20 protein-coding genes are annotated in these 23,625 nt (G+C 66.4%); 9 read left to right on the top strand and 11 right to left on the bottom strand.

Annotation, left to right across the window (positions count from 1 at the left end):
* Window positions 1-92: 92 nt before the first annotated feature.
* Window positions 93-1,367 carry an amino acid deaminase gene (locus A4F85_RS19905; protein WP_063327525.1) on the top strand — a complete coding sequence of 425 codons (1,275 nt, stop codon included), beginning with the start codon at window positions 93-95 and terminating at the stop codon, window positions 1,365-1,367.
* Between the two features lie 5 nt (window positions 1,368-1,372).
* Here the strand turns inward: A4F85_RS19905 and A4F85_RS19900 are convergent, their stop codons facing one another.
* Genes A4F85_RS19900 through A4F85_RS19885 form a run of 4 tightly spaced genes read right to left on the bottom strand, consistent with a single transcriptional unit; the run spans window position 1,373 to window position 9,090 of the window.
* Window positions 1,373-2,002, bottom strand: coding sequence for a response regulator transcription factor (locus tag A4F85_RS19900; RefSeq protein WP_012202778.1), 630 nt, complete (start codon window positions 2,000-2,002; stop codon window positions 1,373-1,375).
* 16 nt (window positions 2,003-2,018) lie between these two features.
* Window positions 2,019-4,088, bottom strand: coding sequence for a two-component system sensor histidine kinase NtrB (locus A4F85_RS19895; RefSeq protein WP_170962152.1), 2,070 nt, complete (start codon window positions 4,086-4,088; stop codon window positions 2,019-2,021).
* Between the two features lie 44 nt (window positions 4,089-4,132).
* Complete coding sequence (locus A4F85_RS19890) at window positions 4,133-4,948, bottom strand: carbon-nitrogen hydrolase family protein (protein ID WP_063327524.1); 816 nt, start codon at window positions 4,946-4,948, stop codon at window positions 4,133-4,135.
* Window positions 4,945-9,090: a YhdP family protein gene (locus A4F85_RS19885; protein ID WP_063327523.1), complete on the bottom strand. Its 4,146-nt coding sequence runs from the start codon at window positions 9,088-9,090 to the stop codon at window positions 4,945-4,947. The genes A4F85_RS19890 and A4F85_RS19885 overlap by 4 nt, the downstream gene beginning before the upstream one ends.
* Window positions 9,091-9,223: 133 nt before the next feature.
* Here A4F85_RS19885 and glnE point away from each other — a divergent pair, with 133 nt between their 5' ends.
* On the top strand, window positions 9,224-11,968 hold the full coding sequence (gene glnE, locus A4F85_RS19880) for a bifunctional [glutamate--ammonia ligase]-adenylyl-L-tyrosine phosphorylase/[glutamate--ammonia-ligase] adenylyltransferase (RefSeq protein WP_013804600.1): 2,745 nt from the start codon (window positions 9,224-9,226) through the stop codon (window positions 11,966-11,968).
* A 375-nt stretch (window positions 11,969-12,343) separates the two neighbouring features.
* On the opposite strand, the gene A4F85_RS19875 is transcribed toward glnE, so the two are convergent.
* Window positions 12,344-12,964, bottom strand: coding sequence for a glutathione S-transferase family protein (locus A4F85_RS19875; protein WP_063327522.1), 621 nt, complete (start codon window positions 12,962-12,964; stop codon window positions 12,344-12,346).
* A gap of 115 nt (window positions 12,965-13,079) precedes the next feature.
* On the opposite strand from A4F85_RS19875, the gene purB reads away from it, so the two are divergent.
* Genes purB through A4F85_RS19860 form a run of 3 tightly spaced genes read left to right on the top strand, consistent with a single transcriptional unit; the run spans window position 13,080 to window position 16,131 of the window.
* Window positions 13,080-14,459, top strand: a complete 1,380-nt coding sequence (gene purB, locus A4F85_RS19870) for an adenylosuccinate lyase (RefSeq protein WP_034389767.1) — start codon at window positions 13,080-13,082, stop codon at window positions 14,457-14,459.
* 4 nt (window positions 14,460-14,463) lie between these two features.
* A complete protein-coding gene (locus tag A4F85_RS19865; protein WP_063328041.1) occupies window positions 14,464-15,543 on the top strand; it encodes an acyltransferase family protein in 1,080 nt (359 codons plus the stop codon).
* A 27-nt stretch (window positions 15,544-15,570) separates the two neighbouring features.
* Window positions 15,571-16,131, top strand: coding sequence for a YaeQ family protein (locus A4F85_RS19860; protein ID WP_012202786.1), 561 nt, complete (start codon window positions 15,571-15,573; stop codon window positions 16,129-16,131).
* A gap of 26 nt (window positions 16,132-16,157) precedes the next feature.
* Here A4F85_RS19860 and A4F85_RS19855 read toward each other — a convergent pair whose 3' ends face one another.
* The 3 genes from A4F85_RS19855 to A4F85_RS19845 all read right to left on the bottom strand — a co-directional run bounded on the left by A4F85_RS19855 (window position 16,158) and on the right by A4F85_RS19845 (window position 17,704).
* Window positions 16,158-16,871 carry a hypothetical protein gene (locus A4F85_RS19855; protein ID WP_013804596.1) on the bottom strand — a complete coding sequence of 238 codons (714 nt, stop codon included), beginning with the start codon at window positions 16,869-16,871 and terminating at the stop codon, window positions 16,158-16,160.
* Window positions 16,872-17,023: 152 nt separating this feature from the next.
* Window positions 17,024-17,158 carry a hypothetical protein gene (locus A4F85_RS31270; protein ID WP_260263915.1) on the bottom strand — a complete coding sequence of 45 codons (135 nt, stop codon included), beginning with the start codon at window positions 17,156-17,158 and terminating at the stop codon, window positions 17,024-17,026.
* 114 nt (window positions 17,159-17,272) lie between these two features.
* Window positions 17,273-17,704, bottom strand: a complete 432-nt coding sequence (locus A4F85_RS19845; protein WP_012202788.1) for a DUF3717 domain-containing protein — start codon at window positions 17,702-17,704, stop codon at window positions 17,273-17,275.
* Window positions 17,705-18,215: 511 nt separating this feature from the next.
* Here A4F85_RS19845 and A4F85_RS19840 point away from each other — a divergent pair.
* From A4F85_RS19840 to A4F85_RS19830, 3 genes are all read left to right on the top strand, one after another.
* Window positions 18,216-18,956 (top strand): TerC family protein, encoded by a 741-nt coding sequence (locus A4F85_RS19840; protein WP_012202789.1) that lies wholly within the window; start codon window positions 18,216-18,218, stop codon window positions 18,954-18,956.
* A gap of 135 nt (window positions 18,957-19,091) precedes the next feature.
* Window positions 19,092-19,550, top strand: coding sequence for a hypothetical protein (locus A4F85_RS19835; protein WP_013804594.1), 459 nt, complete (start codon window positions 19,092-19,094; stop codon window positions 19,548-19,550).
* 154 nt (window positions 19,551-19,704) lie between these two features.
* Window positions 19,705-20,052 carry a phage holin family protein gene (locus A4F85_RS19830; RefSeq protein ID WP_012202791.1) on the top strand — a complete coding sequence of 116 codons (348 nt, stop codon included), beginning with the start codon at window positions 19,705-19,707 and terminating at the stop codon, window positions 20,050-20,052.
* Here A4F85_RS19830 and A4F85_RS19825 read toward each other — a convergent pair.
* Window positions 20,026-21,651 (bottom strand): M48 family metalloprotease, encoded by a 1,626-nt coding sequence (locus A4F85_RS19825; RefSeq protein ID WP_063327520.1) that lies wholly within the window; start codon window positions 21,649-21,651, stop codon window positions 20,026-20,028. The genes A4F85_RS19830 and A4F85_RS19825 overlap by 27 nt on opposite strands.
* Window positions 21,652-21,803: 152 nt before the next feature.
* On the opposite strand from A4F85_RS19825, the gene moaC reads away from it, so the two are divergent.
* Entirely contained in the window at window positions 21,804-22,292 is a 489-nt protein-coding gene (gene moaC / locus A4F85_RS19820) for a cyclic pyranopterin monophosphate synthase MoaC (protein ID WP_063327519.1), read from the top strand.
* Between the two features lie 14 nt (window positions 22,293-22,306).
* On the opposite strand, the gene A4F85_RS19815 is transcribed toward moaC, so the two are convergent.
* Together A4F85_RS19815 and A4F85_RS19810 are read right to left on the bottom strand one after the other, a co-directional pair.
* On the bottom strand, window positions 22,307-22,723 hold the full coding sequence (locus A4F85_RS19815) for a divergent PAP2 family protein (RefSeq protein ID WP_013804591.1): 417 nt from the start codon (window positions 22,721-22,723) through the stop codon (window positions 22,307-22,309).
* Window positions 22,720-23,613, bottom strand: coding sequence for a decaprenyl-phosphate phosphoribosyltransferase (locus A4F85_RS19810; protein WP_013804590.1), 894 nt, complete (start codon window positions 23,611-23,613; stop codon window positions 22,720-22,722). The genes A4F85_RS19815 and A4F85_RS19810 overlap by 4 nt, the downstream gene beginning before the upstream one ends.
* Window positions 23,614-23,625: the final 12 nt, after the last annotated feature.

The following is a 23,625-nucleotide window of genomic DNA, read 5'->3' as shown; positions in this document are numbered from 1 at the left end:
CCCGATGCAACGCCCCGCAACGCGGGGCGTTTTTGCGTGGGCGGCCACCTGCCTTGCCCTATGCTGGCACCCATCCATCAATGGGGAGTCGTATGAGTGAAGCAAGCACAGCAGGCATGGCCGACGTGGTCAGCCCGCTCGACAAGGGCCTGGGTGCGCTGCCGGCGCCCTGCGCGCCGCAGGACGCCGCAGCACAGGGCTGGAACCTGCTGCGCGAGGATCTGGGCCTGCCGGCCGCCGTGCTCTCGCAGTCGCGCCTGGCGCACAACCTGGCCTGGATGCAGCGCTTTGTGGACGCCTACGGCGCCAAGCTCGCGCCCCACGGCAAGACGACCATGGCGCCCCGCCTGTTCCGCCAGCAGATCGATGCGGGCGCCTGGGGCATCACCTTGGCAACCGCCCAGCAGACACGCGTGGCCCATGCCCACGGCGTGCGCCGTGTGCTCATGGCCAACCAGCTGATCGGACGGCGCAATATGGCCACCGTGGCCGAGCTGCTGGCTGATCCCGGTTTCGAGTTCTTCTGCCTGGTGGACTGCGCTGAGCAGGTCGAGCAACTGGCGGCCTTCTTTGGCGCGGCGGGCCAGTCCGTGCAGGTCCTGATCGAGCTGGGCCCGCCCGGCGGGCGCACGGGTGTGCGCTCCAATGCGCAGATGCAGCCGCTGCTGGACGCGCTGGCAAGGGCTGGCGCGGCCGTGCGGCTGGCCGGCATCGAGGTCTACGAAGGCGTGCTCAAGGAAGAGGATGCCATCCGCACCCTGCTGCGGCGAGCCGTTCACTGGCTTGAGCGGCTCGCAAGCGATGGACGATTGCAGCGCAGCCCGGCCGTGCTCACGGGGGCCGGCTCGGCCTGGTACGACGTGGTGGCCCAGGAATTCGGCAAGGCCGATATAGGGGGAGCGCTGGATCTGGTGCTGCGCCCCGGCTGCTATCTCACGCATGACGCGGGCATCTACCAGGCAGCGCAGCAGCGCATCGACCAGACCAACCCCGTGGCGCAGCAGATGCGTGCCAGCCTGCTGCCTGCGCTGCAGGTCTGGGCCTATGTGCAGTCACTGCCCGAGCCTGGCCGCGCCATCGTGGCGCTGGGCAAGCGCGATACCGCCTTCGAGGCCGTGCCGCCCCGGCCCGCGCTGCGCTACCGCCCCGGTGATGCCGCGCCGGTGGCTGCACCGCCCCATTGGGAGGTCACGGCCATGATGGACCAGCATGCTTTCCTGAAGGTGGCCGAGGACGATGGCCTGCGCGTCGGCGACATGCTGGCCTTCGATATCTCCCACCCCTGCCTGACCTTCGACAAATGGCGGCAGATGGCCGTCGTCAATGACCGCTATGACGTGGTGGACGTGATCGCCACGTATTTCTGAAGGAGTCAGCCGTGCGTGCGCAGCAGGTTGGCCAGTTCCACGGCCGACTTGACCTGCATCTTGTCGAAGACGCGCGCGCGGTGGACTTCGACGGTGCGCACGCTGATGTCCAGCTGGTCGGCGATGAGCTTGTTGGGAATGCCTTCCACCACGAGCCGCATCACGTCGCGCTCGCGCTCCGTCAGTTCGTTGAAGCGTGCACGCACGGCCTCGCGAGCGCGGGTCTCGGCCTGGTGCTGGGCTGACAGTTCCAGCGCCTGCTCGATGCGGTCCACGAGCGCGTTGTCCGAAAAGGGCTTCTCGCAGAAATCGAAGGCGCCGCGCTTGACCGTGTCCACGGCCGTGGGTACGTCGGCATGGCCGGTCAGGAAGATCACGGGCATGCCCGCGATCTGGTTGCGCTCCAGCATGAGGTTGAACAGCGCCAGCCCGCTCATGCCGCCCATGCGCATGTCCAGCAGCAGGCAGCAGGGATTGCGTGGTGGCGGGCGCGACTGCAGCATGGCGTCGAAGGCCTCTGCGCTGTCATAGCATTCGCTGAGCAGGCGGCGCGAGCGCAGCAGCCAGGCCAGCGCTTCGCGTACATCGGTGTCGTCATCGACGATGTAGACGGTGGCGTCGGGTACAGGTTCCATGGGCCTATTGTTCCATCTATGGTTCCACCTGTGCCGGGTTGTGGGTCGGCAGCGTGAAGGCGAAGACGGTTCCGCGCGGGCTGTGCGGGCTGTGCTGCAGGTGGCCGCCATGCTGTTCGACCACGGTGCGGCACAGGCTCAGGCCCAGGCCCATGCCCTCGTTGCGCGTGGTGAAGAAGGGCGTGAACAACTGCTCCGCCACATGCTTGGGGATCCCGCTGCCGCAGTCGATGACGGCGAATTCCACCCAGCTGCGGCGCGTGCTGGCGGCCGCACGCCGCACGCGCAACTGCAGTTCGCGGTCCACGGTCTCGGGCGAGTCCATGGCCTGCATGCCGTTGCGCGCCAGGTTGAGCAGCACCTGCTCGATCATGGTCGGATCGCAGAGCACGGGCGACAGGCCGGGCTCGATATCGGTGGTCACGCGCACGCCCAGGTTGCGCGCCTGCAGGCTGACCAGCGGCAGCACGGCGTCTATGAGTTCGGCGGCGCCTATGACTTCGCGTGACTGGTCGCGACGCCGCACGAAGTCGCGCACGCTCTTGATCACGCGGCCTGCACGGTCGGCCTGGAAGCTGATGCGCTCCATGGCCATGCGCAAGTCCTGCAACTGCTGGCGCAGATGGGCTTCGTTGCCGGCGCTGCCTGCCGCACCGTCGTCGCTGCCCAGCATGTTCAGCGATCCCGTGGCGTAGCTGGAGATGGCCACCAGCGGCTGGGTGAGTTCATGGCTGAGCAGCGACGCCATTTCGCCCACGGTGGCCAGGCGGGCCGTGGCCTGCAGGCGCTCCTGCGAGGCGCGCGAGATCTCTTCCATGCGCTTTTGCTCGCTGATGTCGATGAAGGCGCTCATCCAGCCCGTGTGCTGGCCCTGGGCGTTGATCAGCGGCGCCTCGAAGATCAGCACCGGAATGCGTGTGCCGTCCTTGCGCATGAAGATGCTTTCGTGGCCCTCGCGCGGCGGCGGTGCGTTGCCGGACAGGCGGTTGTCGCGCCGGCGCGCGTAGATTTCGGCGCGCTCGGGCGGCCAGTAGGGCGCGATGCTCAGGCCCAGCAGCTCCTCGGCCGTGAAGCCCACCATGTTGCAGAAGGCCGGATTCACATAGCTGATGCGGCCCTGCAGGTCGCGCGCGCGCAGGCCCGTGACCAGCGAGTCCTCCATGGCCTTGCGAAAGGCCAGCGCATCGCCCAGGTCGCGCTCGGCACGCAGGCGGCGGCGGTTGTCGCGCACCAGCACGGCGACCACGGAGACCAGGGCGATGGACATCAGCGTCACCAGGGCCGTGAGCACGTTGGGGAACACGCTGGGCGCGCGGTGCCAGCTGTCCATGCGCAGCACCAGGGTGCTGCCGGGCAGGTCCAGCAGCTGCTGCGCCGTGAACATGCGCGTGCCGCGCCATGAGGCGCCCAGCAGGGCCAGGCGCGTGCCGTCGGGCTCGGTGAAGGACACTTCCTGGGTGCGCGGCAGGTTCTTGCTGACCTGGGTGATGAGCAGGCTTTGCAGGCTGTAGGTTCCGATGACGAAGCCGATGATGTGGCCGCTTTGCGTCAGCGGCAGGCAGACCTCCATCATCTCCGTGCCCAGGCCCTCGGCCAGCAGCTGGAAGTAGCTGGGCGAGTAGGCGGGGCCGTTCAGGCGGCGCGCGTGGGTGCAGGTCAGCACGGCCTCGGGGTGGGTGTTGTTCGTGCGCAGCTGGTCTTCCCACTGCACGTTGCGATAGGGGGTCTCGGCATGGGAGCGGATCTGCAGGCCCGCGTCGCGCCACTCGATGCGCATCAGCTCGCGGCGCACCTGCAGCAGCTCGGCGGCGCGGGTCTTCCATTCGGCGGGCTCGTTGTCGGGCGCGTTCAGCGCCTGAAGGTCCTGCAGGTTGCGGTTGAGCGCTGCGCGTATGTCGGCCACGGCATTGGCCGTGTCGCGCTCCAGCTTGTCCTGGACCTGGGAGGCCTCATAGCGCCCGGCCAGCCAGACCATGGTGACGAGCATGCTCAGGACCAGGGCGACCAGCAGGCTCCACAGCGACCAGCGGCGCCAGGCCGTGCGCCAGCGGCGCCAGGGCCAGCGGCCTTCGGGCATGGGCGACATCGGTGACATGGCCGGCATGGGCGGCATGGGCGGGTGCGGTGGATTCACAGGACGCGGTGCTCCAGGGCCGGCAGCTGGCGGCGCACATGCGCCAGGCGCTCGCGCTTGATCTCGCCCAGCACCACGCCGGCGCCCTCGGCCTGCTGGGCCAGCACCATGCCCCAGGGATCGGCCAGCAGGCTGTGGCCCCAGGTACGGCGGCCGTTTTCATGGTGGCCGCCCTGGGCGGGCGCCAGCAGGTAGGCCTGGTTTTCGATGGCGCGGGCGCGCAGCAGCACTTCCCAGTGCGCCAGCCCCGTGATGTGGGTGAAGGCGGCGGGCACCAGCAGCAGGTCGGCGCCCTGCTCGGCAAGGCGGCGGTACAGCTCGGGAAAACGCAGGTCGTAGCACACGCTCAGACCCAGGCGCCAGGTCTCGCCCTCGCGCGAGGTGATGTCGCAGGTCACGGGCGTGTGGCCCGCCTGGACCACGGCGGCTTCCGTGTAGCGCTCGCGTCCGTTGTCGTAGTGGAACAGGTGGATCTTGTCGTAGCGCGCCACGCATTCGCCCTGGGGCGAGAACACCAGCGAGCTGTTGAGTACGTGGGCGTCGTCATCGGCCACCAGGGGCAGGGTGCCGCCGACGATCCACAGCTGCAGCTCGCGCGCGGCGCGGCGCAGGAAGTCCTGGATGGGGCCTACGCCCAAGCTCTCGCGGTAGGCCAGCTTGTCGGTGTCGCGCAGGCCCATGGCGCAGAAATACTCGGGCAGGGCCGCAAGCTCGGCCCCCTGGTCGCGCGCCTGGCGCAGCAGTGCCAGCGCCTGGTCGAGGTTGGCGCGCACATCGGGTTCCGACACCATTTGCAGGGCTGCGATTTTCATGGGTTCTCTCCTGAAGAAGCGGGCTCGGTGGCGCTGGAGGGCGTGCTGGCGGGGCTGTTGGCGGCAGGATCGGAGGGTGTCGTGGCCCGGCGCCGCGGCAGGGCCGTGACCTGGGGCTCGTCCCAGCTGCCGTCGATGCGGAATTCCTTGGTGGCCGCCGCGATCAGCGGGCCGCGCAGCAGCACCTGCGCCAGGAAGCTGCCCAGGCCGACCACGGGGTTGATGGCCGTGGCCACCAGGGAGGCCGTCATGGCATTGATCTCGGGCACCACCACCACATGCAGATTCTGCGTCTCCTGGACCAGGTCGGCCGTGCCCTCCATCAGCACGGCGGCGTTGACGCCTTTCATCTGCATGTTGTTGGTGCGCGCCACGCCGTCGGTGATCTGCACGTCGCCGCGCATGAAGTCGAAGGCGAAGCCGTTGCTGAATACATCGCGGAAATCCAGGGTCAGCCGGCGGGGCAGCGCCTGCAGGCTGAGCACGCTCAGCAGCTTGGCCAGGCCCGGTTCGGCCTTGAGGAACTGGCCGGTCTGCACATCCAGGTGCATGGAGCCAGAGAGGCTGCGGAAGTCGGGCGTGATGGGCGAGCCCGTCCAGCCCGCCGATCCCTGCAGCACGCCCTTGCCGTTGCCCACCACGCCGGGCATATCGAAGCGCGTGAGCAGCTTGCCCACGTCGCGCAGGTCCAGCTGGAACTGCAACTGGCTGCGCCCCGGGTGCTCGGACTGGCCCTGGGGCAGGCGCCACTGGCCGCTGGCCGTCAGCGTGGCCTCGGGCGTGGCGATGTTGAAGCGCGACAACTGCCATTCGCGCGCCGCCGCATCGCCGGGAACGGGGCGGTTGCGGGCCTCCACTTCCAGGCGGCCCAGGGCGTGGCCTGACAGGTGCATGTCGTCCACCACGATCTGCAGGGCCGGCAGCTGGCGCGGCCCCTCGCTGAACAGGGCGTCCACACGGTCGGATTTGGCCTCGGGCACCGTCAGGCGTGACAGCCGGGCCACCAGCTGCCCTTCGGGCTGGGCATCCGTGCCTTCGCGAAAGCCCACATAGCCGTCAAGCTCCTGGGAGGCGAGGTTGCTGTGCCACGAGCCGCCATCGCGCGATATCCCCGCCACCACGTCGTGCAGCTGCCGCCCCTTGGCCTGCAGCTGCTTGACGCGCAGGGTCAGCCGGTCGGGGAGGTATTCGCGCGCAGGGTCCGCGGCATCGGCGGGCTCCGGCTTGGCGCCGCTGGACTGCGGCGCCAGTGCCAGCCAGTCGTCGAGATTGAACAGCGGCAGCTGCACATGGGCCTGCACGCCCTGGCCCGAAGTGGAAGCCGTGCCCGCTTCCTGGCCGATAAGGATGCTGCCGTGCAGCACACGGCTGTGCTTGCCGCTGATGTCGCGCTCATAGAACACCGAGCCCGTATCGCCCAGTTGCACGCTGATCTGGTCGCGCAGCGGGGCATCGGGCGAGGTGAAGCTGGCGGGTGCGAGCTGGTGGCTCACGTTCAATGGCTGGATGGACTCCGACGCCTTGCCCAGCGGGGCGGGCAGGTTGATGCGCATGCCTTGCAGGCTGGACTGGACCTGGATTTCGGGTGTTCCGCGCCGCACCTTCAGCAGCAGGGAATAGGGCGACTGGCCTTCGGCATGGCGGGCCAGGTCGGCCACCCAGCCCAGCTCCCTGGCTTCGCGCAGCCCCTGTGCCGTTGCCGTGCCTTGCACGCGCACCTTGACGGAGGATTCGGTGGCCGGCGCATTGCGCGCCAGCGCCTGCATGCCGCCATCGGCGCGCAGCTCACCGCCCAGCGCGCGCGCCTGCAGGCCGGCCAGCGAGAAGCCGGTTTCGGAGAACTTGACGGCCCCGCGCAGCTGGCTCAGATGGGGCGTCTGATCATCGAGCTGCAGTGAGTTGCCCGCCAGCGTGACCTGTCCAGACACCTTGCTGCGGTCCAGATGGTCGATGGGCAATTGCAGCTGCAGGGCCAGTTGCGCGGCGCCCGTGGCCTCGCTGCCGTCCAGCACGTGCCCGGTCAGCGCCGACAGGGCCGAGGTCTTGACCACGCCCAGCATGTCGGCCAGCGGGCCCTGGCCCTTGGCGGTGACGGCCACCTCGGTGTGGCCCAGGTTGGGAATGCTGGCCTGGATGTCGCGCATCTGCAGCTGCGGGTAGCCCGCGAACTCGCCGCGTGCATTGCGCACGGCCATCGATGAACGGTCGAAGACCAGCTCACCCGACAGATCGACCAGGGCCGGCCAGGGCGCCTCGCCATGCGTGAGCAGATGGGGCGGCACATATTCATAGTGCACGTCATGCAGCTTGGCAGCGATATGGAACTCGCCCTGGCTGGGCTTTTCTGCCGGCACGTGGTCCAGGTGGCCGCGCACCTTGAAGTTCACCGTGCTTGCGCGCCCGGCGTGGATGGCCTCTCGCACGTAGTGGCGCGCATCGGCGGGGATTTCCAGCGGCAGGTAGCGGTGCACGCGCGTGCCGTCTGCGTTGCGCAACTGGCCCTGCAGGTCCAGCACGCCCGGAAAGCGCGGGTGCTTGTCGCTGCCGTCGCCGGTGTGCCATTGCGCACGGGCCTCGCCCTCGGTGTCATCGTTGGCAAAGCGCAGGTTGGGCACCTGCACGCTGATGGCCTGGCCGCGCAACTGCCAGCGCAGGCTGGCCTGCAGGCGGTGCAGCGGGATCTCGGGTTCCTCGAAGACGCCAGGAAAGGACAGCGCGGCCGGCTGCTGCCCCGTGCCCTCCATCTCCAGCTGCGCCTGTCCGCCGTCCTGGTCCAGCGAGAAGCGCGCGTTCAGGCCCTTGACGCCGGGCATGCCCGGCTTCGTGGGGCCTTCGGACGATGCCACTCCGTCGATCGACAGCTGCTGCAGTTCGCCGCTGGCCTTGTACTGCTGCACAGCCTGCAGCGGGCCGCGCCAGCTTCCCTGGAACTGGCGCAGCTGGCCGGCCGGGGCCATGTCGGCCAGATGGCGCTGCAGCTGTTCGGGCAGCGGCAGGCGCTGGCCCAACTGGGCGAGGATGGCCAGGTCAATGCCATCGGCCTGGAACTCGCCCTGCTCGCCCAGGGCCCCCTGCGTGCTGGCGCCCGCAGGGTTGTAGCGCGCGCGCAGGTTGCCGGCAGGCCAGTGCAGGCCGTCACCCGTGGAGAACTCCAGGTTCTGCGCAGCGAAGCGCCAGCCGTCCTGGTGTTGGACGCTCAGCCGGCCCGTCAGCGCCTGCAGTTGCAGCGGCTCCAGGTTTTCGCGCCACTGCAGTTGCAGGGCATTCACCGCCACATCGGCCATGGCACCCACGGGCTGGCCCTGGCGCAGGTCGATCCAGGCGCGCAGTGCGCCCCGGCCCTGCTGCAGGCGCAGGTCGGCCGTATCCATGTACTGCCCGAGCCGGGACAGGTCGATCTGCGTGAACATCGCATGGGCCTGTCCGCTCCAGCGCTGCCAGTTGCCCTCGTGCGTGGACAGCAGCGGCTCGCGGAACAGGCCGGCGAGCATGAAGCGCTCGCCCCAGCCTTCGGGCGGCGTGGCATCCAGGCGCATTCCGTGGCTCCAGCCCTTGTTGCGCAGCACCAGGTCCACATCGCGCAAGGCCAGCGGCGGTGCCTGGCGCAGTTCGTCCACCCACAGCAGGCTGCCGCCGCGCAGGGCCAGCTCGGTCTGGGAAAACAGCCAGTCGGCGGCGGCATTGTCCCCGCCCGATGAAGGGCTGATCTCGATGCCGGCCACGAAGACACGGCCATCGGCCGCGCGGCGGACCACGAGTTCGGGGCGGTCGATATAGATCTGCTCCACGCCCAGGCGCATCAGCGAGCGGGCCGAAACGGCTACCACCACGCTGGGCAGGCGCAGGGCGTCCGCGGTGTGTTCTGGGTCTTCGACCACCACGTCGCCCAGCTCGAACCGGGGGACCAGTCCCTCGCTGCGGGCCGTGATGCTGCCTATGCGCACGGGTAGGCCCAGCGTGCGTGAGGCCAGGGATTCCAGCTGAGGACGCCATTCGCCGATTCGCGGCACAATCCAGCCATGGAGCACCCCCCACACGGAGCCCAGGACCAGCCAGAAGGCCAGGACCAGCCCCAGTGACCACCGCGCAAGGCCGGCCATCCAACGGGTCAGGCGTGTGGGGTGCGGTTTCGGTTCGATCATCGGCGGCATCAGCTATGACGGGAATTATGACCGGCACCCTCAGGGGCCGGACGGTAACCAAGGGTTGCTGCGATCCCTCTGCGCGTGAGTGGCCGCTTCTTTCGCGTTCCGTATGCAATCCTCAGAGCACGCAATGGCAGACACGGCCTTGAATGTCCCCGCACAGGCCGCCTATTCCCGTTTCCACCAACGGCTGCATCGTCGCTATGGCGACGAGTTGAGCCTGTTGCCGCCGGGCCCGCCCGAGCGCGCCTCCATGGAGCAGGCCCTGGCGGCGCTGCTGGAGCGCGGGCTGGACCTGTCGGCCGCGCTGCGCGTGCTGCGCCAGCTGGTCATGGAGCGCACCATGGTGCTCGACTGCGAGCAGCAGGCGCCGCTGGCCGTGGTCACGCGGGCCGTGACCGAGCTGGCCGAGCTGGCGCTGGAGCGCGCCTGCATCCAGGTGCGCGCCGAACTCGATGCGCGCCATGGCGCACCGCAAGGCCCCGAGGGCCGGCCCGTGCAGCTGTGGATCATCGGCATGGGCAAGCTGGGCGCGCGCGAGCTCAATGTCTCCAGCGACATCGACCTGATCTACGTCTACGAGCAGGACGGCGACACGGCCGGCCTGCCTGACGGGCGCGGCGTTCTCTCCAACCATGAGTACTTCGCGCGCGTTGTCAAAGGCATCTATGGCCTGATCGGCGACACCACCGAGCACGGATTCGTGTTCCGCGTGGACCTGGCGCTGCGGCCCAACGGCAACTCGGGGCCGTCGGCTGTCTCGCTGGCCTCGCTGGAAGAGTATCTGCAGACCCATGGCCGCGAATGGGAGCGCTTCGCCTGGCTCAAGAGCCGGGTGGTGGCGCCCATGGACAGCGTGCGCTCCACGCAGGTGCAGGCGCTGCGCGCCGTGGTCCTGCCTTTCGTCTTTCGCCGCTATCTGGATTACGCGGTCTTCGATGCGCTGCGTTCGCTGCACCGCCAGATCCGCGAGCATGCGGCGCGGCGCAGCGCGGGCCATCCCGGCCGCTCCAATGACGTCAAGCTCTCGCGCGGCGGCATCCGCGAGATCGAATTCACCGTGCAATTGCTGCAGGTGGTGCGTGGCGGCCAGTTCCCCGAGCTGCGCTGCCGCCCCACGCTGGAGGCGCTGGGGCGCCTGGCGCGCGCCGGCCTCATGAGCCAGGAAGTGGCCGACGCTCTGGGCGCGGCCTATACCTTTTTGCGCCGTGTCGAGCACCGCATCCAGTACCTGGACGACCAGCAGACCCATGTGCTGCCCACACGCGATGACGACCTCGAATGGATTGCGCGCACCATGGGCTTTGCCGATACCTGCGCCTTCCTGCACCAGTTCGACGCCCACCGCGAAAAGGTTGCCGAGGAGTTCGACACCCTGCTCGGCGGCTCGGCCCCGCCGCAATGCAGCGCGGGCCGCTGCAACGGCGCCCGCAGCCCTGCCCAGGGAGGAACGCCGCGCGAGATCGATGGACTCATGGAGCAGTTGCCGCCCGCCCTGGCCGCCCACGTGGCCGACTGGCGCGGCAACGCCCGCATCGCCAACCTGCGCGACGAGGCGCGCAGCCGGCTGTTCCGCCTTGTGCAGCGCACGGCGCAATGGGTGGCCGAGCGCAGCGTGCCCGAAGACGCCGCAGTGCGCTTTCTGAACTGGCTGGAGCCGCTGCTGCGCCGCGAAAGCTATCTGGCCCTGCTGCTGGAGCGCCCTGCCGTGCACGAGCGGCTGCTGGACCTGCTGGGCGCGGCGCGCTGGCCCGCGCGCTACCTGCAGCAGCATCCGGGCGTGATCGACGAGCTGGCCAACGACGCCATGCTGGGCGAGCGCTTCTCTCCCATGGATTTCGAGCATGAGCTGGCCCTGCGCCTGGCCGCGCTGCAGACCACGGGCGAGGACGACGACGAAACCCTGCTGAACCTGCTGCGCCGCGCCCACCATGCCGAGGTCTTCCGCACGCTGGCGCGTGATATCGAGGGCCGCATCACGGTCGAGCAGGTGGCGGACGACCTCAGTGCGCTGGCCGACTGCGTGCTGCGCGTGACGGCCAGCTGGTGCTGGAGCCGGCTCAAGAACCGCCACCGCGAGTCGCCGCAGTTCGCCATCATTGGCTACGGCAAGCTCGGCGGCAAGGAACTGGGCTACGGCAGCGACCTGGACATCGTCTTCGTCTTCGATGACGACGACGAGCACGCCTCCGAGATCTATGCCGCCTTTGTGCGCAAGCTCATCAACTGGCTGGCCGTCAAGACGGGCGAGGGCGATCTGTTCGAGATCGACACCGCGCTGCGCCCCAACGGCAACTCCGGCCTGCTGGTAACCAGCTTTGCCTCCTATGCCAACTACCAGCAGCAGCGCGGCAGCAACACGGCATGGACCTGGGAGCACCAGGCCATGACGCGGGCGCGCTTCGTGCTGGGCAGCGACGATCTGCAGGCCCGCTTCGACGCCGTGCGCGAGGCCGTGATCACCGCGCCGCGCGACGCTGCGGCCCTGCGCGACGAGATCGTGGCCATGCGCGAACGCGTGCGCAGCGCGCATCCGGTGCGCGGCGGCCTCTTCGACGTCAAGCACAGCCCCGGCGGCATGGTCGATGTGGAGTTCGCCGTCCAGTACCTGGTTCTCTCGCAATCTGCCCTGCATCCGGGGCTGATGGCCAATCTGGGCAACATCGCGCTGCTGCAGCGTGCGGAAGAGGCGGGCCTGCTGCCTGCAGGCGTGGGCCAGCAGGCCGCCCGGGCCTACCGTGAACTGCGCCGCCTGCAGCACGTGGCGCGGCTGGACGAGCGGACGGCCCAATTGGTGCCGGGCCAGGCCGAACCGCTCAGTGCGCCGGTCAAGGCCCTGTGGGAAGCGGTTTTCACTGGGGCTGCTCTGGTGTGAGGATGCGGGGAGGGAAGGTGGTGGGCCCTGGCCGACGCCATCCCGTCAGCATCCATCGAACACGGCCTACAGCAGAATGACGCTCCTCGTCAAAATGTTACATTTTTCCCGCCCCCGACCCCTGGAACTTCTGCAAAAGTAGCTCATCTATTGGACAGGTTGACGAGAGAGGGTATCCAGACCGAATTTCACGTTGCGAAGCCTCTGGGGCCACAGTCCTGAACTGTTCCGCCCGAAGCGCTTCTCCTCCCTCCCTCTCTTTATTCGTTTCGGGATGCTTCGCAACTTTTTTATGCCAGCAAAAAGGCCACCCATCGGGTGGCCTTTTTTTGTTGCCGCGGCAGCTGCAGTTGTCGTTGCGGGGGTGACCCGTTTTCAGGGCTGGGGCGGGCGTGTGCCCGCAAAGCTGGCGCGTTCCGCCAGCTTGGCCTGCAAGGTGGCCAGATTGGGGTGGTCGGCGCGCCAGTCCAGTTCGGGAAAGCGAAAGTCCAACCAGCCCAGGGCACAGCCCACGCACACGTCGGCCAGGGTGAAGTGGATGCCGCAGCAATAGGGCTTGTCGCCCAGGCCCTGGGACATCACGTTCAGTGCGGCGCGCACCTTGGCCAGCTGGCGGTCTATCCAGGCCTGGCAACGCTGCTCTTCGCTGCGGCCATCCCAGGTGGCTTCGAGGCGGGCCAGGGCTCCGGCGTCCAGCACGCCATCGGCCAGGGCTTCCCAGGTCTTGATCTCGGCACGCTCGCGGCCTGTGCCGGGGATCAGCTTGCCTACCGGGGAAAGTGTGTCCAGATATTCGACGATCACGCGCGAGTCGAACATGGCATCGCTGCCGTCCATGACCAGGCGCGGCACCTTGCCCAGCGGGTTGCCGGTGCCCGGCGACAGCTCGCGGCTCCAGGGGTTTTCCTCGACGAACTGATAGTCGAGCCTTTTCTCGGCCAGTACGACGCGTACCTTGCGTACGTAGGCGCTGGTGGAGGAACCTATCAGTTTCATGGCTGTTTTCCGTGGCGAAGAGGCGGCCCATGGGCGGGCAGCCGATTCTATGCGCTGCCCGGCGATCTCCCCCTACAGCCCCCGTTTTTGCCGCGCGCACCTACAATCACGGCCCATGAATCTGCCGCACATCTCCGCCCTGTCCCCGCTCGACGGCCGCTACGCCGCCAAACTGTCTCCTCTGCGCCCGATCATGAGCGAGATGGGATACATGCACCGCCGCGTGCAGGTGGAGGTGACCTGGTTCATCGCCCTGTCGGACGCCGGCTTTGCCGAGTTCAAGCCCCTGACCGAAGGCGCCCGCGTCTATCTGCAGGATCTGGTGAAGAACTTCTCCGAGGCCGATGCCGTGGCCATCAAGGACATCGAAAAGACCACCAACCACGACGTCAAGGCCGTGGAGTACTGGATCAAGGGCAAGTTCGACGGCCGTCCCGAGCTGCTCAAGGCCGCTGAATTCGTGCATTTCGCCTGCACCAGCGAAGACATCAACAACACCAGCCATGCGCTGCAACTGCGCGCCGGTCGTGACAGCGTGCTGCTGCCGGCCTTGACGGGCATCACCGCCAAGCTGCGCGAGATGGCCCACGCCTACGCGGCCGTGCCCATGCTCAGCCGCACGCACGGCCAGACCGCCAGCCCCACCACCGTGGGCAAGGAAATCGCCAACGTGCTGGTGCGCCTGGAAAAGGCCTCTGCCCGCATCGCCGAGGTCAAGCTCCTGGCCAAGATGAATGGCGCCGTCGGCAACTACAACGCCCATCTGTCGGCCTGGCCCGAGTTCGACTGGGAAGCCTTCAGCAAGAAGGTGATCGAGTCGCCCGAGCCCCAGGGCCTGGGCCTGAGCTTCCAGCCCTACTCGATCCAGATCGAGCCGCATGACTACATGGCCGAGCTGTTCGACGCCATCGCGCGCGCCAACACCATCCTCATCGACTTCTCGCGCGATGTCTGGGGCTATGTATCCCTGGGCTACTTCAAGCAGCGCCTGAAGGCCGGCGAGATCGGCTCGTCCACCATGCCGCACAAGGTCAACCCCATCGACTTCGAGAATGCCGAAGGCAACCTGGGCCTGGCCAACGCCCTGCTCAAGCACCTGGCCGAAAAGCTGCCCATCTCGCGCTGGCAGCGCGACCTGACCGACTCCACCGTGCTGCGCAACATTGGCGTGGCCATGGGCTATGCCACGCTGGCCTACAGCTCGCTGATGACGGGACTGAACAAGCTCGAACTCAACGAAGAGCGCCTGCAGGAAGACCTGGACCACGCCTGGGAAGTCCTGGCCGAGCCCATCCAGACCGTCATGCGCCGCTACGGCGTGCAGGGCGCCTACGAAAAGCTCAAGGAAGTCACGCGCGGCAAGACCGTGCAGGCCGAAGACCTGCACCGCCTGATCAACGGCCTGGAAATCCCCCAGGCCGACAAGGACCGCCTGCTGGCCATGACGCCTGCCTCCTATGTGGGCAAGGCGGCCGAGCTGGCCCGCCGCGTCTGAGTTGATGCAGGTGATCCCAGGGTCCGAAACTGCCCTGCGCTCCAACAATTTCGATGCCTTCAGGCTGCTGGCAGCCCTGCTGGTCATTTGGAGCCACCAGTTCGCGGTCCTTGGGCGGCCTATACCGAAGCTGCTTTACGACGAGCCCGGAGCAGTCGGCGTTGTCGTTTTTTTTGCCATCAGCGGCTATCTGGTGATGCTGTCCTGGCTGGCAGATCCACACTTGGGCCGATTCGCGATGCGCAGGGTGCTGCGCATATGGCCGGGCTTGACTGCTGCCGTGGTCTTGTGTGCGCTGGCACTGGGGCCGCTGGTGAGTTCGCTGTCCTTGGATGCGTATTTCGCGCATCCGCTGACCTGGAGCTATTTCAGCAATCTCTGGCTGCAGACGCGATATGAGCTGCCTGGCGTATTTGAGACGAATGTGCTGCGCACAGCAGTCAACGGCCCGCTGTGGACCATTCCTCTGGAGGTCGGCTGCTATGTGGCGCTGGCCGCGGCGGGCGCTCTGGGCCTGCTGCGTTGGCGTCATACCGCACCCTTGATCTTTGTGGCATTGATGGTGGCACTATGGCGGCGCTACAGCATCGCTCCCGGTGAGCCCATGCCTGAATGGTCGTTCGCGCTGCAGTATGCGATGGTGTTCTCGCTCGGCGCCACGCTGGCATGCTGGCGCCATCTCTGGATCTCCCGGCGGATGCTGGCCCTTGCCTTATTGCTGGCCGGCTGCGTGCTGCTGCATGCCAAAGGACCTCTGATCCTGGTGCTGCAAGCGCCTTTGCTGGCAATGGCCGTGCTCGCGGTGATGCTGGGCTCCGCCAGCACACCCCTGCTGCGACAAGCTGGTCGCTTTGGTGATTTGTCTTACGGCCTGTACATTTACGCCTTTCCCGTTCAACAGACAGTGGTCTGGTACTTTTCAGGCCGGATCGGTTTTGGTGCGGCGCTGGCCTGCAGTCTTGTGGGGGCTGGCCTATTGGCGATGCTGTCCTGGCACCTTGTTGAAAAGAAGGCGCTGGCCTTCAAGCCACGCAAGCCGACTGTCTCCTCCTCCCTCGATACTCCTGCGCATCTGTCCTCCTGATGGCCATGCGCTGTCCCTGGTTTTCTCATGGCCCTCAAATCCACCATCTTCAAGGCGAACCTGTCCATCGCCGACATCGACCACGGCTACTACGCCGACCATGCGCTGACCCTGGCGCGCCATCCCAGCGAGACGGACGAACGCATGATGGTGCGCCTGGTGGCCCTGGCCCTCAATGCACACCAGCTCAATGACATGTGCAAGGGTGACGGCACGCTGGCGTTTGGCGCAGGCCTGTCCGATCCCGAAGACCCCGATGTCTCGCTGACCGACTTCACGGGCGCCAAGCGCCTGTGGATCGAGGTTGGCCAGCCCGAGGAAAAGCCCATCGCCAAGGCCTGCAACAAGTCCGATGCGGTGGTGCTCTACGCCTTCCACCATGCGGCCGAGGTCTGGTGGAAAGGCCTGGAGGGCAAGCTGGCGCGGCTGAACAAGCTGCAGGTCTGGCGCATTCCCTCCGAAACATCCCAATCCCTGGCGGAGCTGGCCGAGCGCAGCATGCAGCTTCAGGCTACCATCCAGGAAGGCGCGTTGACGCTCAGCAGCAACCTGGGCACGGTCTTCATCGAGCCGCTGCGCTGGAAGTAAACGGGCTCCCGCTCAAGGTCCCCGTTTCAACCCGGCAACTGCATCCGGACGGCCTGGGCGAAGGACTCCACCGTCCAGCCCGCGCCCAGCAGCATGCGGCGCGTGGACAGGCGGTCCATGACATCGTCCGGCACGTTGCGGCCCAGATGGATGAGCGACTTGCTGTCCGCAATGCCCACATATTGGCCGTCATAGCTTCGCGCCAGATGGTTCCACAGGCCGTGGGCGCCCGGCGACTGGCGTGCGCCGCTGACCAGGCAGGTGCCTTTGTCCAGCACGCTGCGATACACGGCGCTGGCAATGCCGCGCCGCTGGTAGTCCGGAGCAAAGCGCGAATGCGGCGAGCGCACGCGGCGGTCGGTGCGCTTGTCCACCTCGACCAGGCGATTGAACACCGTGTAGCCGGCCAGGCAGCGCCGCTCCATGTCTTCCACGTAGGCAAACCATTCGCCGTCGGCTTCACGCCAGTGCAGCTGGAACTGCGGGTCGTGCAACGGGCGGCGCTCCAGGCCATGGAGCTTGTTGCCGGGCTGGTACAGGCGCTCGTGAATGGCTTCGAGCTCGCCCTCCACCAGCGGCTGCATCACGTCGATGCGCAGCTCGGTGACGTGGCGTGGCGCGCAGCGGGGCAGGGCGCGATGCGCCACGGTATCGCTCAGATGGCGCAGATGGCGCAAGAGCGTGGAAAAAGAGGGGGCGGCAAAAGAGGGCCCGGCTGGGGCAAGGGCTAGACAGGTCACGGCAGGGCTCGCTTCGTCGGCTGGCCGTCGGCTGGCCTTGAGGCCGGGCAGACGCGTGAAAATCCAACCGCCTTCAGGCTTCAGGATGAAGGCGGCGCAAGAAGAGCGGATTCAGTGAAGCGACGCTGCCCGGTTCCGCGCAGGGCAGCGCATCAAGACCGTGCGGCCTGTCGGGGGCCGATGTTCAGCCGTGCCGCATCACGCTCGCGCAGGCGCGCGGCCGTGGCGGGCCAGGCCTTGCCGGCCGGCACGCGCGTCTCGCCCGCATCACGTGCCGTGAGGCGCAAGCAAAGGCGGAGGTGGCTGTGGCGGTAAGCGGCGGTCTGCAGCATGGCGGCCGATGTTAGGCCGTCTGCAACATCGCACTGGTCCGGTGCGGTATCCGGCAGATCAGCCGGCAATCAACCAGAGTCACGCGATGTGTCCGTGCGCTCGGCCGCACGTTCTGCATAGCGGGTGAAACGCCAGGAGTCGCCCTCTGCCGTGATCCTGCGCCAGACCATCCGCTTTTGTGCCGGCTCCATCGCGGTCCACAGCTGCACTTCGTCAAAGCTGCGGCCGCAGCCCTTGCATCTTTCGTCGCCCTGGCTGGTGGAGCAGATGGCGATGCAGGGCGTATCGGGCGTGGTGTCGTACCAGGCCAGCCAGGCCGCCATGGCGTGCGAGGGAAAGCCCTCAACCTGTACTTCGCTCTCATGCCAGAAGATCATCAGCGCGTACACCTCGGCCAGGGCCCGTACTTCGGGCTGCAGCAGCACGCCGTCCGGGGACGGATGGCGCTCACGCCAGTAGTTGATGGCGGCTTCGATATCGGTGATGTGCAGTGCGGTCATGGACGGTCAGGGGGAAGGGACAGCGATGATAAGACGCCTGCCCGCGCGTGGCCGGGCATGGCTGCAACACTCCGTTGGTTCAAGGGTTGCTATGGATAGTGAAGCATTTGAGGTAGGCAGATAAATGGTCTGGGGGATGCGCGACTTGTGCTTTCCGTGGAAATGAAGGGTTTTTTCACTTGCGTGCCGTGGCGGCTTTGTGTTGCAATCCACAGGTTCGAAGGGGAGTAGCTCTCTGCCGGCGGGGGTGGTTTTTGCAAAGCCACCGTGCCGGCATCGGAATGGTCGTCAATACGAAGCGCAAGCTTCCGGCCTTCCGGGTTGCGGTGCATACCGCAGCCGAGCAAGACCTTTGATGGACCTGATGACGGTCGATCAATGTGTTCTCCCCTGAGCCAGGCATGTCCTTGCCCGGGTAGGCGCTGCGGCGTTGCATCGGTCTTTCTGTGCCGGTGGGTGTTTCTCCAGGAGGGAGGAGTTCTCGCCGGCCTTACTCAACAGCGAGGACCTTATGGACTTGGACTTTCTGACTCACGCCCCGTTCTGGGTGGCCCTGGGCCAAATCATCATCATCGACATCCTGCTGGGCGGCGACAACGCGGTCGTGATCGCGCTGGCCTGCCGCAAGCTGCCGCCCGAGCAACGCAAGAAGGGCATCATCTGGGGCACGGCGGGTGCCATCATCCTGCGCGTCATCCTGATCGCCTTCGCGATGACATTGCTGGCGCTGCCCTTCCTGAAGTTCGTCGGCGCACTGCTGCTGGTGTGGATCGGCATCAAGCTGATTGCTCCTGATGAAGACGGCCACGACAACATCCAGGGCAGCGACAAGCTGCTGGCCGCCATCAAGACCATCATCGTTGCCGACCTGGTGATGAGCGTGGACAACGTGATCGCCATCGCCGGCGCTGCCCAGAGCTCGGGCGAGCACCAGATGCTGCTGGTCGTGCTGGGCCTGTTGATCTCCATCCCCATCATCGTCTGGGGCTCGCAGCTCGTGATCAAGCTGATGGAGCGCTTCCCCATCATCATCGTGGCCGGCGGCATGCTGCTGGGCTGGATTGCCGGCGGCATGCTGGTCACCGACCCCGTCTTCGCCAATACGGAGAAGTGGGACTGGATGGTCAAGCTGCCCCAGACCGACATGCTCAAGTACGGTGCCAGCGTGTTCGGAGCCCTGCTGGTGCTGGCCCTGGGCAAGTACATCGCTTCGCGCCGTCCTGCTCCCAAGGCCGGTGCCCACGGAGCCTGATCCGCTGAAAAGTTGAGGTGGGCGCCGGGTTGGCCCGATGGGCCGCCCGCGCCGATTCGCGACAATCCATGGCAAGGGCGGCCCCGGCCGCCTGCCTCTCCCACTCCCGCAAACCCAGTTCGACAAGGACTTGCTTTGAACCCCATCATCGTCTACGTGGATGACGCTTCCTACGCTCTGCCTCTGGTACAGGCCCTGGCCGCCTCGCCGCAGGCCCAGGCTTCGCACTGGCTGCTGGTGGCCTGCGCGCCGCGCATTACCCACCGGGTCAGCAAATGGGTGAGCCACAGCGCGCGCGAAAGCTGGCGCGGCAAGTGGGCGGACAAGCTGTTCGCCCAATTGCTGCCGGTGTTCGGTGACAGCGCTGGCAGGATCACGCCGGTGCTGGCCAAGGGCCCGCTGGCCGAACTGGTGGCCCAGCTACAGCAGGAGCACGGCACGGCCCAGATCGTCGATGCACGCCGCCCCAAGCAGGAAGCCACGGCTCCCGCCGTGGCGCCTGCCGCCCCGTTGGGCCGGCGCTGGAATCTTCCGGGAACGCTGGCGGCCATCGGCGCGCTGATGGGCCTGGTGTTCGAGGAAGCGATGATCTAGCGGCTGGCATCTGCCTGGCCGCTCTGGTCAGGCGATCGCTTTCAGGACGCGGCATCCCGGAAACCGGGATGCCGTTTTTCATGGGGTTCTCCGCTCCACGGTTTCCAGTGCGCCGCCTCAACCTGGATCTGCCGGCTGCTGCTATGCTGCCCGCATGAAAATCCTGATCAAATGGCTGCTCAGCGCCGGTGCCCTGCTGGTCGTGGCCTATCTTTACGGTGGCGTGCAGGTCAACAGCTTCAGCTCGGCCATGATCGCGGCGCTGGTCATCGGCCTGCTCAATGCGGTGCTGCGCCCCATCCTCGTGGTGCTGACGCTGCCCGTGACCATCGTGACGGTCGGGCTGTTTCTCTTCGTGGTCAACGGACTGATGTTCTGGGCAGCCTCGGGCCTGCTCAGCGGCTTTCACGTCGCGGGCTTCTGGGCGGCCATGCTGGGCGCGCTCATCTACTCGCTGCTGGGCCTGGCCATCGAATCACTTCTCGCGCGCCTGTTCCCTTAGCAGCTCCTCCACGGCACGCAGCCGCGTGTCCACGATGGAGGCTTCGATGAAATCCACCTTGGGCCCGCCCTTGCGGGCCAGGTCCTGCGCGGCCTTGAAACGGTCCACTGCCGCCGCGTAGTCGTAGTGCGCGACCTGGGCCTCGGCCTCGGCACGCAGCGCGCGCAACTCCTGGCCCTGGGCGCGCTGCACCTGGGCCAGCAACTGCCAGGCGCTGGCATCACGCGGGTGGTCCGTCACCCAGGTCTGCAGCGGGCCCGCCATGCTGGCGGCGCCTTGCTCGCGCAGCAGGATCTGTGTGCGCATCAGCAATTCCGGCCTGCGCACGGCGCGGTTTTCGACCACATTGACGGTGGCCAGGCTGGGGCCGCTCTCCGTTGTCTTGGCGGGGATGGATTCCGTGGGATTGGCCTGGGCAGGCGCAGCTGCCGGCAGGTAGAGCGGTGGCAACGCCTGCAACGCGGCGCCGGGCTTGCCGGCCGTCAGCTCCAGTTCGGCCTGCAGCAGCCTGGCCTGCCGCTGGGCGCCGGCATCTGCGGCGGTTGCCACTTGAAGCCGCCCGGACATTTCCCGCGCTTCGGCCCAATCACGCAATTGCACGGCGCTCAGCGTGGCGGCATATAGCTGCGCCACCTGCTGGGTTTGGGTTTGGCTGCCAAAGCTGGTGGAGCGCGGCTGCTCGGCCCACTGGCGCAGCACATCCACGCCGGGGCGCGACAGCACGCGGGCCCGTGCGGCCATCATCACGTGCTCCAGGGATGGCGCAGGCGCAGGCGCAACGCCACGCGGCAGGCGCGAATGCATGTCGGCCATGCGTTCCGTGGTCAGCGGATGGCTGCGCAGATAGGGCCAGCTGCCGTTGTCATTCAGGCGGTTCGCCTGCTGCAGCTTGTCGAACATGGTCACAAAGCCCTGCGGCGCGAACCCTGCAGGCGCCATCAGCCCGTAGCCCATGCGGTCGGCCTCGCGCTCCATGTCGCGCGAAAAATTCAACTGGTTCTGCACGGCCAGCGCCTGGCCGCCCATCATCATGGCCATGGCGGCATCGGGGCTGCGGCTGGCGGCCAGGGCGCCCAGAATCATCGAGCCGATCATCAACGGCGTCTGCTTGCCCTGCTGCGCAATGAGTCGCGCGATATGGCGCTGGGTGACGTGACTCAGCTCGTGTGCCAGCACCGATGCCAGCTCGTCGCGTGTGCTCACCACGCCGATCAGGCCAAGGTGCACCCCCAGATAGCCGCCGGGCAGCGCAAAAGCATTGACCGATCGGTCGCGCCCCAGCAGGATCTCCCAGGCAAAGCGCTCTTCCAGCTCATCCGAAAGCTCGCCGCGCGTGCGTGCCGCATCGACCAGATGCTGCCAGATGCCTTCCACATATTCCTGCAGCACCGCATCGTCGATGTAGTCCGGATCGCGGTACAGCGAGCGGATGATGCGGTCACCCAACCGCCGCTCGTCACTGGTCGTCGTGGCCGCGCCGTCGCCCAGCGTGGGCAGGCGCAACTGGGCCTGTGCGGGGGCATGCGTTGCGATGGTGAGAGAGGCCGCCAGCAACTGCAGGCCGACGGCGATACGTGTCTTCAGGCGTGATGGGCGCATGGGCAGGTAAGAACCAAGGGGCCGGGCCCGTGCATCGGCACGGGGCGGTGAAACACCCCACTATGATGCCTCGGTTCGCCGAACGTTCACGGCAGGACTGACCAGTGTGTCAGGACTGCCGTAGACCGGCCCGTGCATTTTTTGGAGTTGCCATGTCTTCCCTCACCCATTTCGACGCGCAGGGCCAGGCCCACATGGTCGACGTCGGCGCCAAGCCGGCAACCCACCGCATCGCGGTCGCCGAAGGCCGCATCACCATGCAGCCCGCCACCCTGGCCATCATCCAGAGCGGCACCGCCAAGAAGGGTGACGTACTGGGCATTGCGCGCATCGCCGGCATCATGGCTGCCAAGAAGACCAGTGACCTCATTCCTCTGTGCCATCCGCTGGCGTTGACGCGGGTGGCAGTGGATTTCGAACTGTTGCCCGAAACGTCGTCCGTCCGCTGCCTTGCCACCGTCGAGACCGTTGGTCCGACCGGGGTGGAGATGGAGGCGCTTACAGCCGTGCAGGTGGCCTTGCTCACGGTCTATGACATGTGCAAGGCGGTGGACAAGGGCATGGTGATGGAGGGAATCAGGGTGCTGGAGAAGCACGGAGGCAAGACGGGGAGCTTTATTGCATACGCCCCTGATCAGTGAACAGCTTTGAAACCTCAACCCAGCAATTTCTTTACAGCAATTGCAATGACTATCCCGACCAGGATGCCCGCTGAAATCTCTAGCCGCGTGTGACCCATACGCTCCCGCAGGGGCCTGTGGGAGGCATCTTTTGCAGCAAGTCTGTTGATAGTCTGCGCATGATTGCCAACCTGGCGGCGCAAACTGTTGGCATCCAGAACGACAATGCAAGCAAGCGTGAAGGCTACGCCGAAAGCTGGGTGATCAAGGCCTTCCTTCAGGGCGATCAGGGCCGCCATGCTGCTCACGATGGCGCTATGGTTGCTAGGAAGCCCACCGTAACCGATGAGACTGAACGCGAGTCGCCGAGCCTTGATGCTGTTGATCATGAACTTCATGGAACCGGCCACCAGCCAGGCGAGAAATGGGGTTAGCACGTAGGCGTAGTTCATGACAGGCCGGCCGTAGGCCAAAGGGCCCATCCACACGCAAAGACCCATACCAAGACAGTCAGCAGCAGTTGCCAGTCAACCAGCAGTGCATCGGTGGGAGACTCGCCCCCGTTCAGCGCCTCCACCACAAACCAGTAACGGAACAGTCCAAACAGCACGAGCGGGATGGTGATCACGAGCTCAGGTCTCTCTGACATGACAAACATGCTGTAGAACAGTAGTGCCCCAGTGGCTGACATCTCTGCGTAGCGGTCGACCAGGGCAACAGAGTACTTCTCCAGAACCTGCCGGCCCTTGCTGCCGCTGTGGCTCAATTCCTGCCGCCGTTTGACGGCAGCCAGGTAGAGGGCCAAGCACAGGGTCGTGATGAACATCCAGGAAGATACAGGTACGTCGAGTGCCATGGCTCCTGCATACACCCTTAGCACGAAACCGATGGCAATGGTGAAGATGTCTACTACCGGCTGATGCTTGAGAGCGAAGGTGTAGGCCAGATTGAGAATCAAGTACGAAGCGATGACCAAGCCAACTTTCGGTACAACGATCAGGCCATAGAGCAGCGCTGCATAAAGGGCGGCAAGCAACATCAGGGCCATGCGTACGGACACGATGCCAGCTGCCAAGGGGCGCGTTTTCGACTTCGAGGGGTGAAGGCGATCACGCTCGATGTCATGGATGTCGTTGATGATGTAGGTGGCGGAAGATGCCAGACAGAACAGTGCTGCCGCAAGCAGCGTACTGAGGAGGGCGTATGGTTCCAGAAATTTTCCAACGAAGACCAGCGGGGCCAGTACAAAACTGTTCTTGATCCACTGCTTGGGCCTCATCAGTCTCAACAGTCCGAGCAGTTGGGCCTGAGGCGAGCGGGATGCTACGGTATCATGGATCATTTCAAATGCCGG

This window comes from Delftia sp. GW456-R20, from assembly GCF_001622915.1.
GTDB classification, from domain to species: domain Bacteria; phylum Pseudomonadota; class Gammaproteobacteria; order Burkholderiales; family Burkholderiaceae_C; genus Comamonas; species Comamonas acidovorans.
This window is presented reverse-complemented; position numbering and strand designations above follow the sequence as displayed.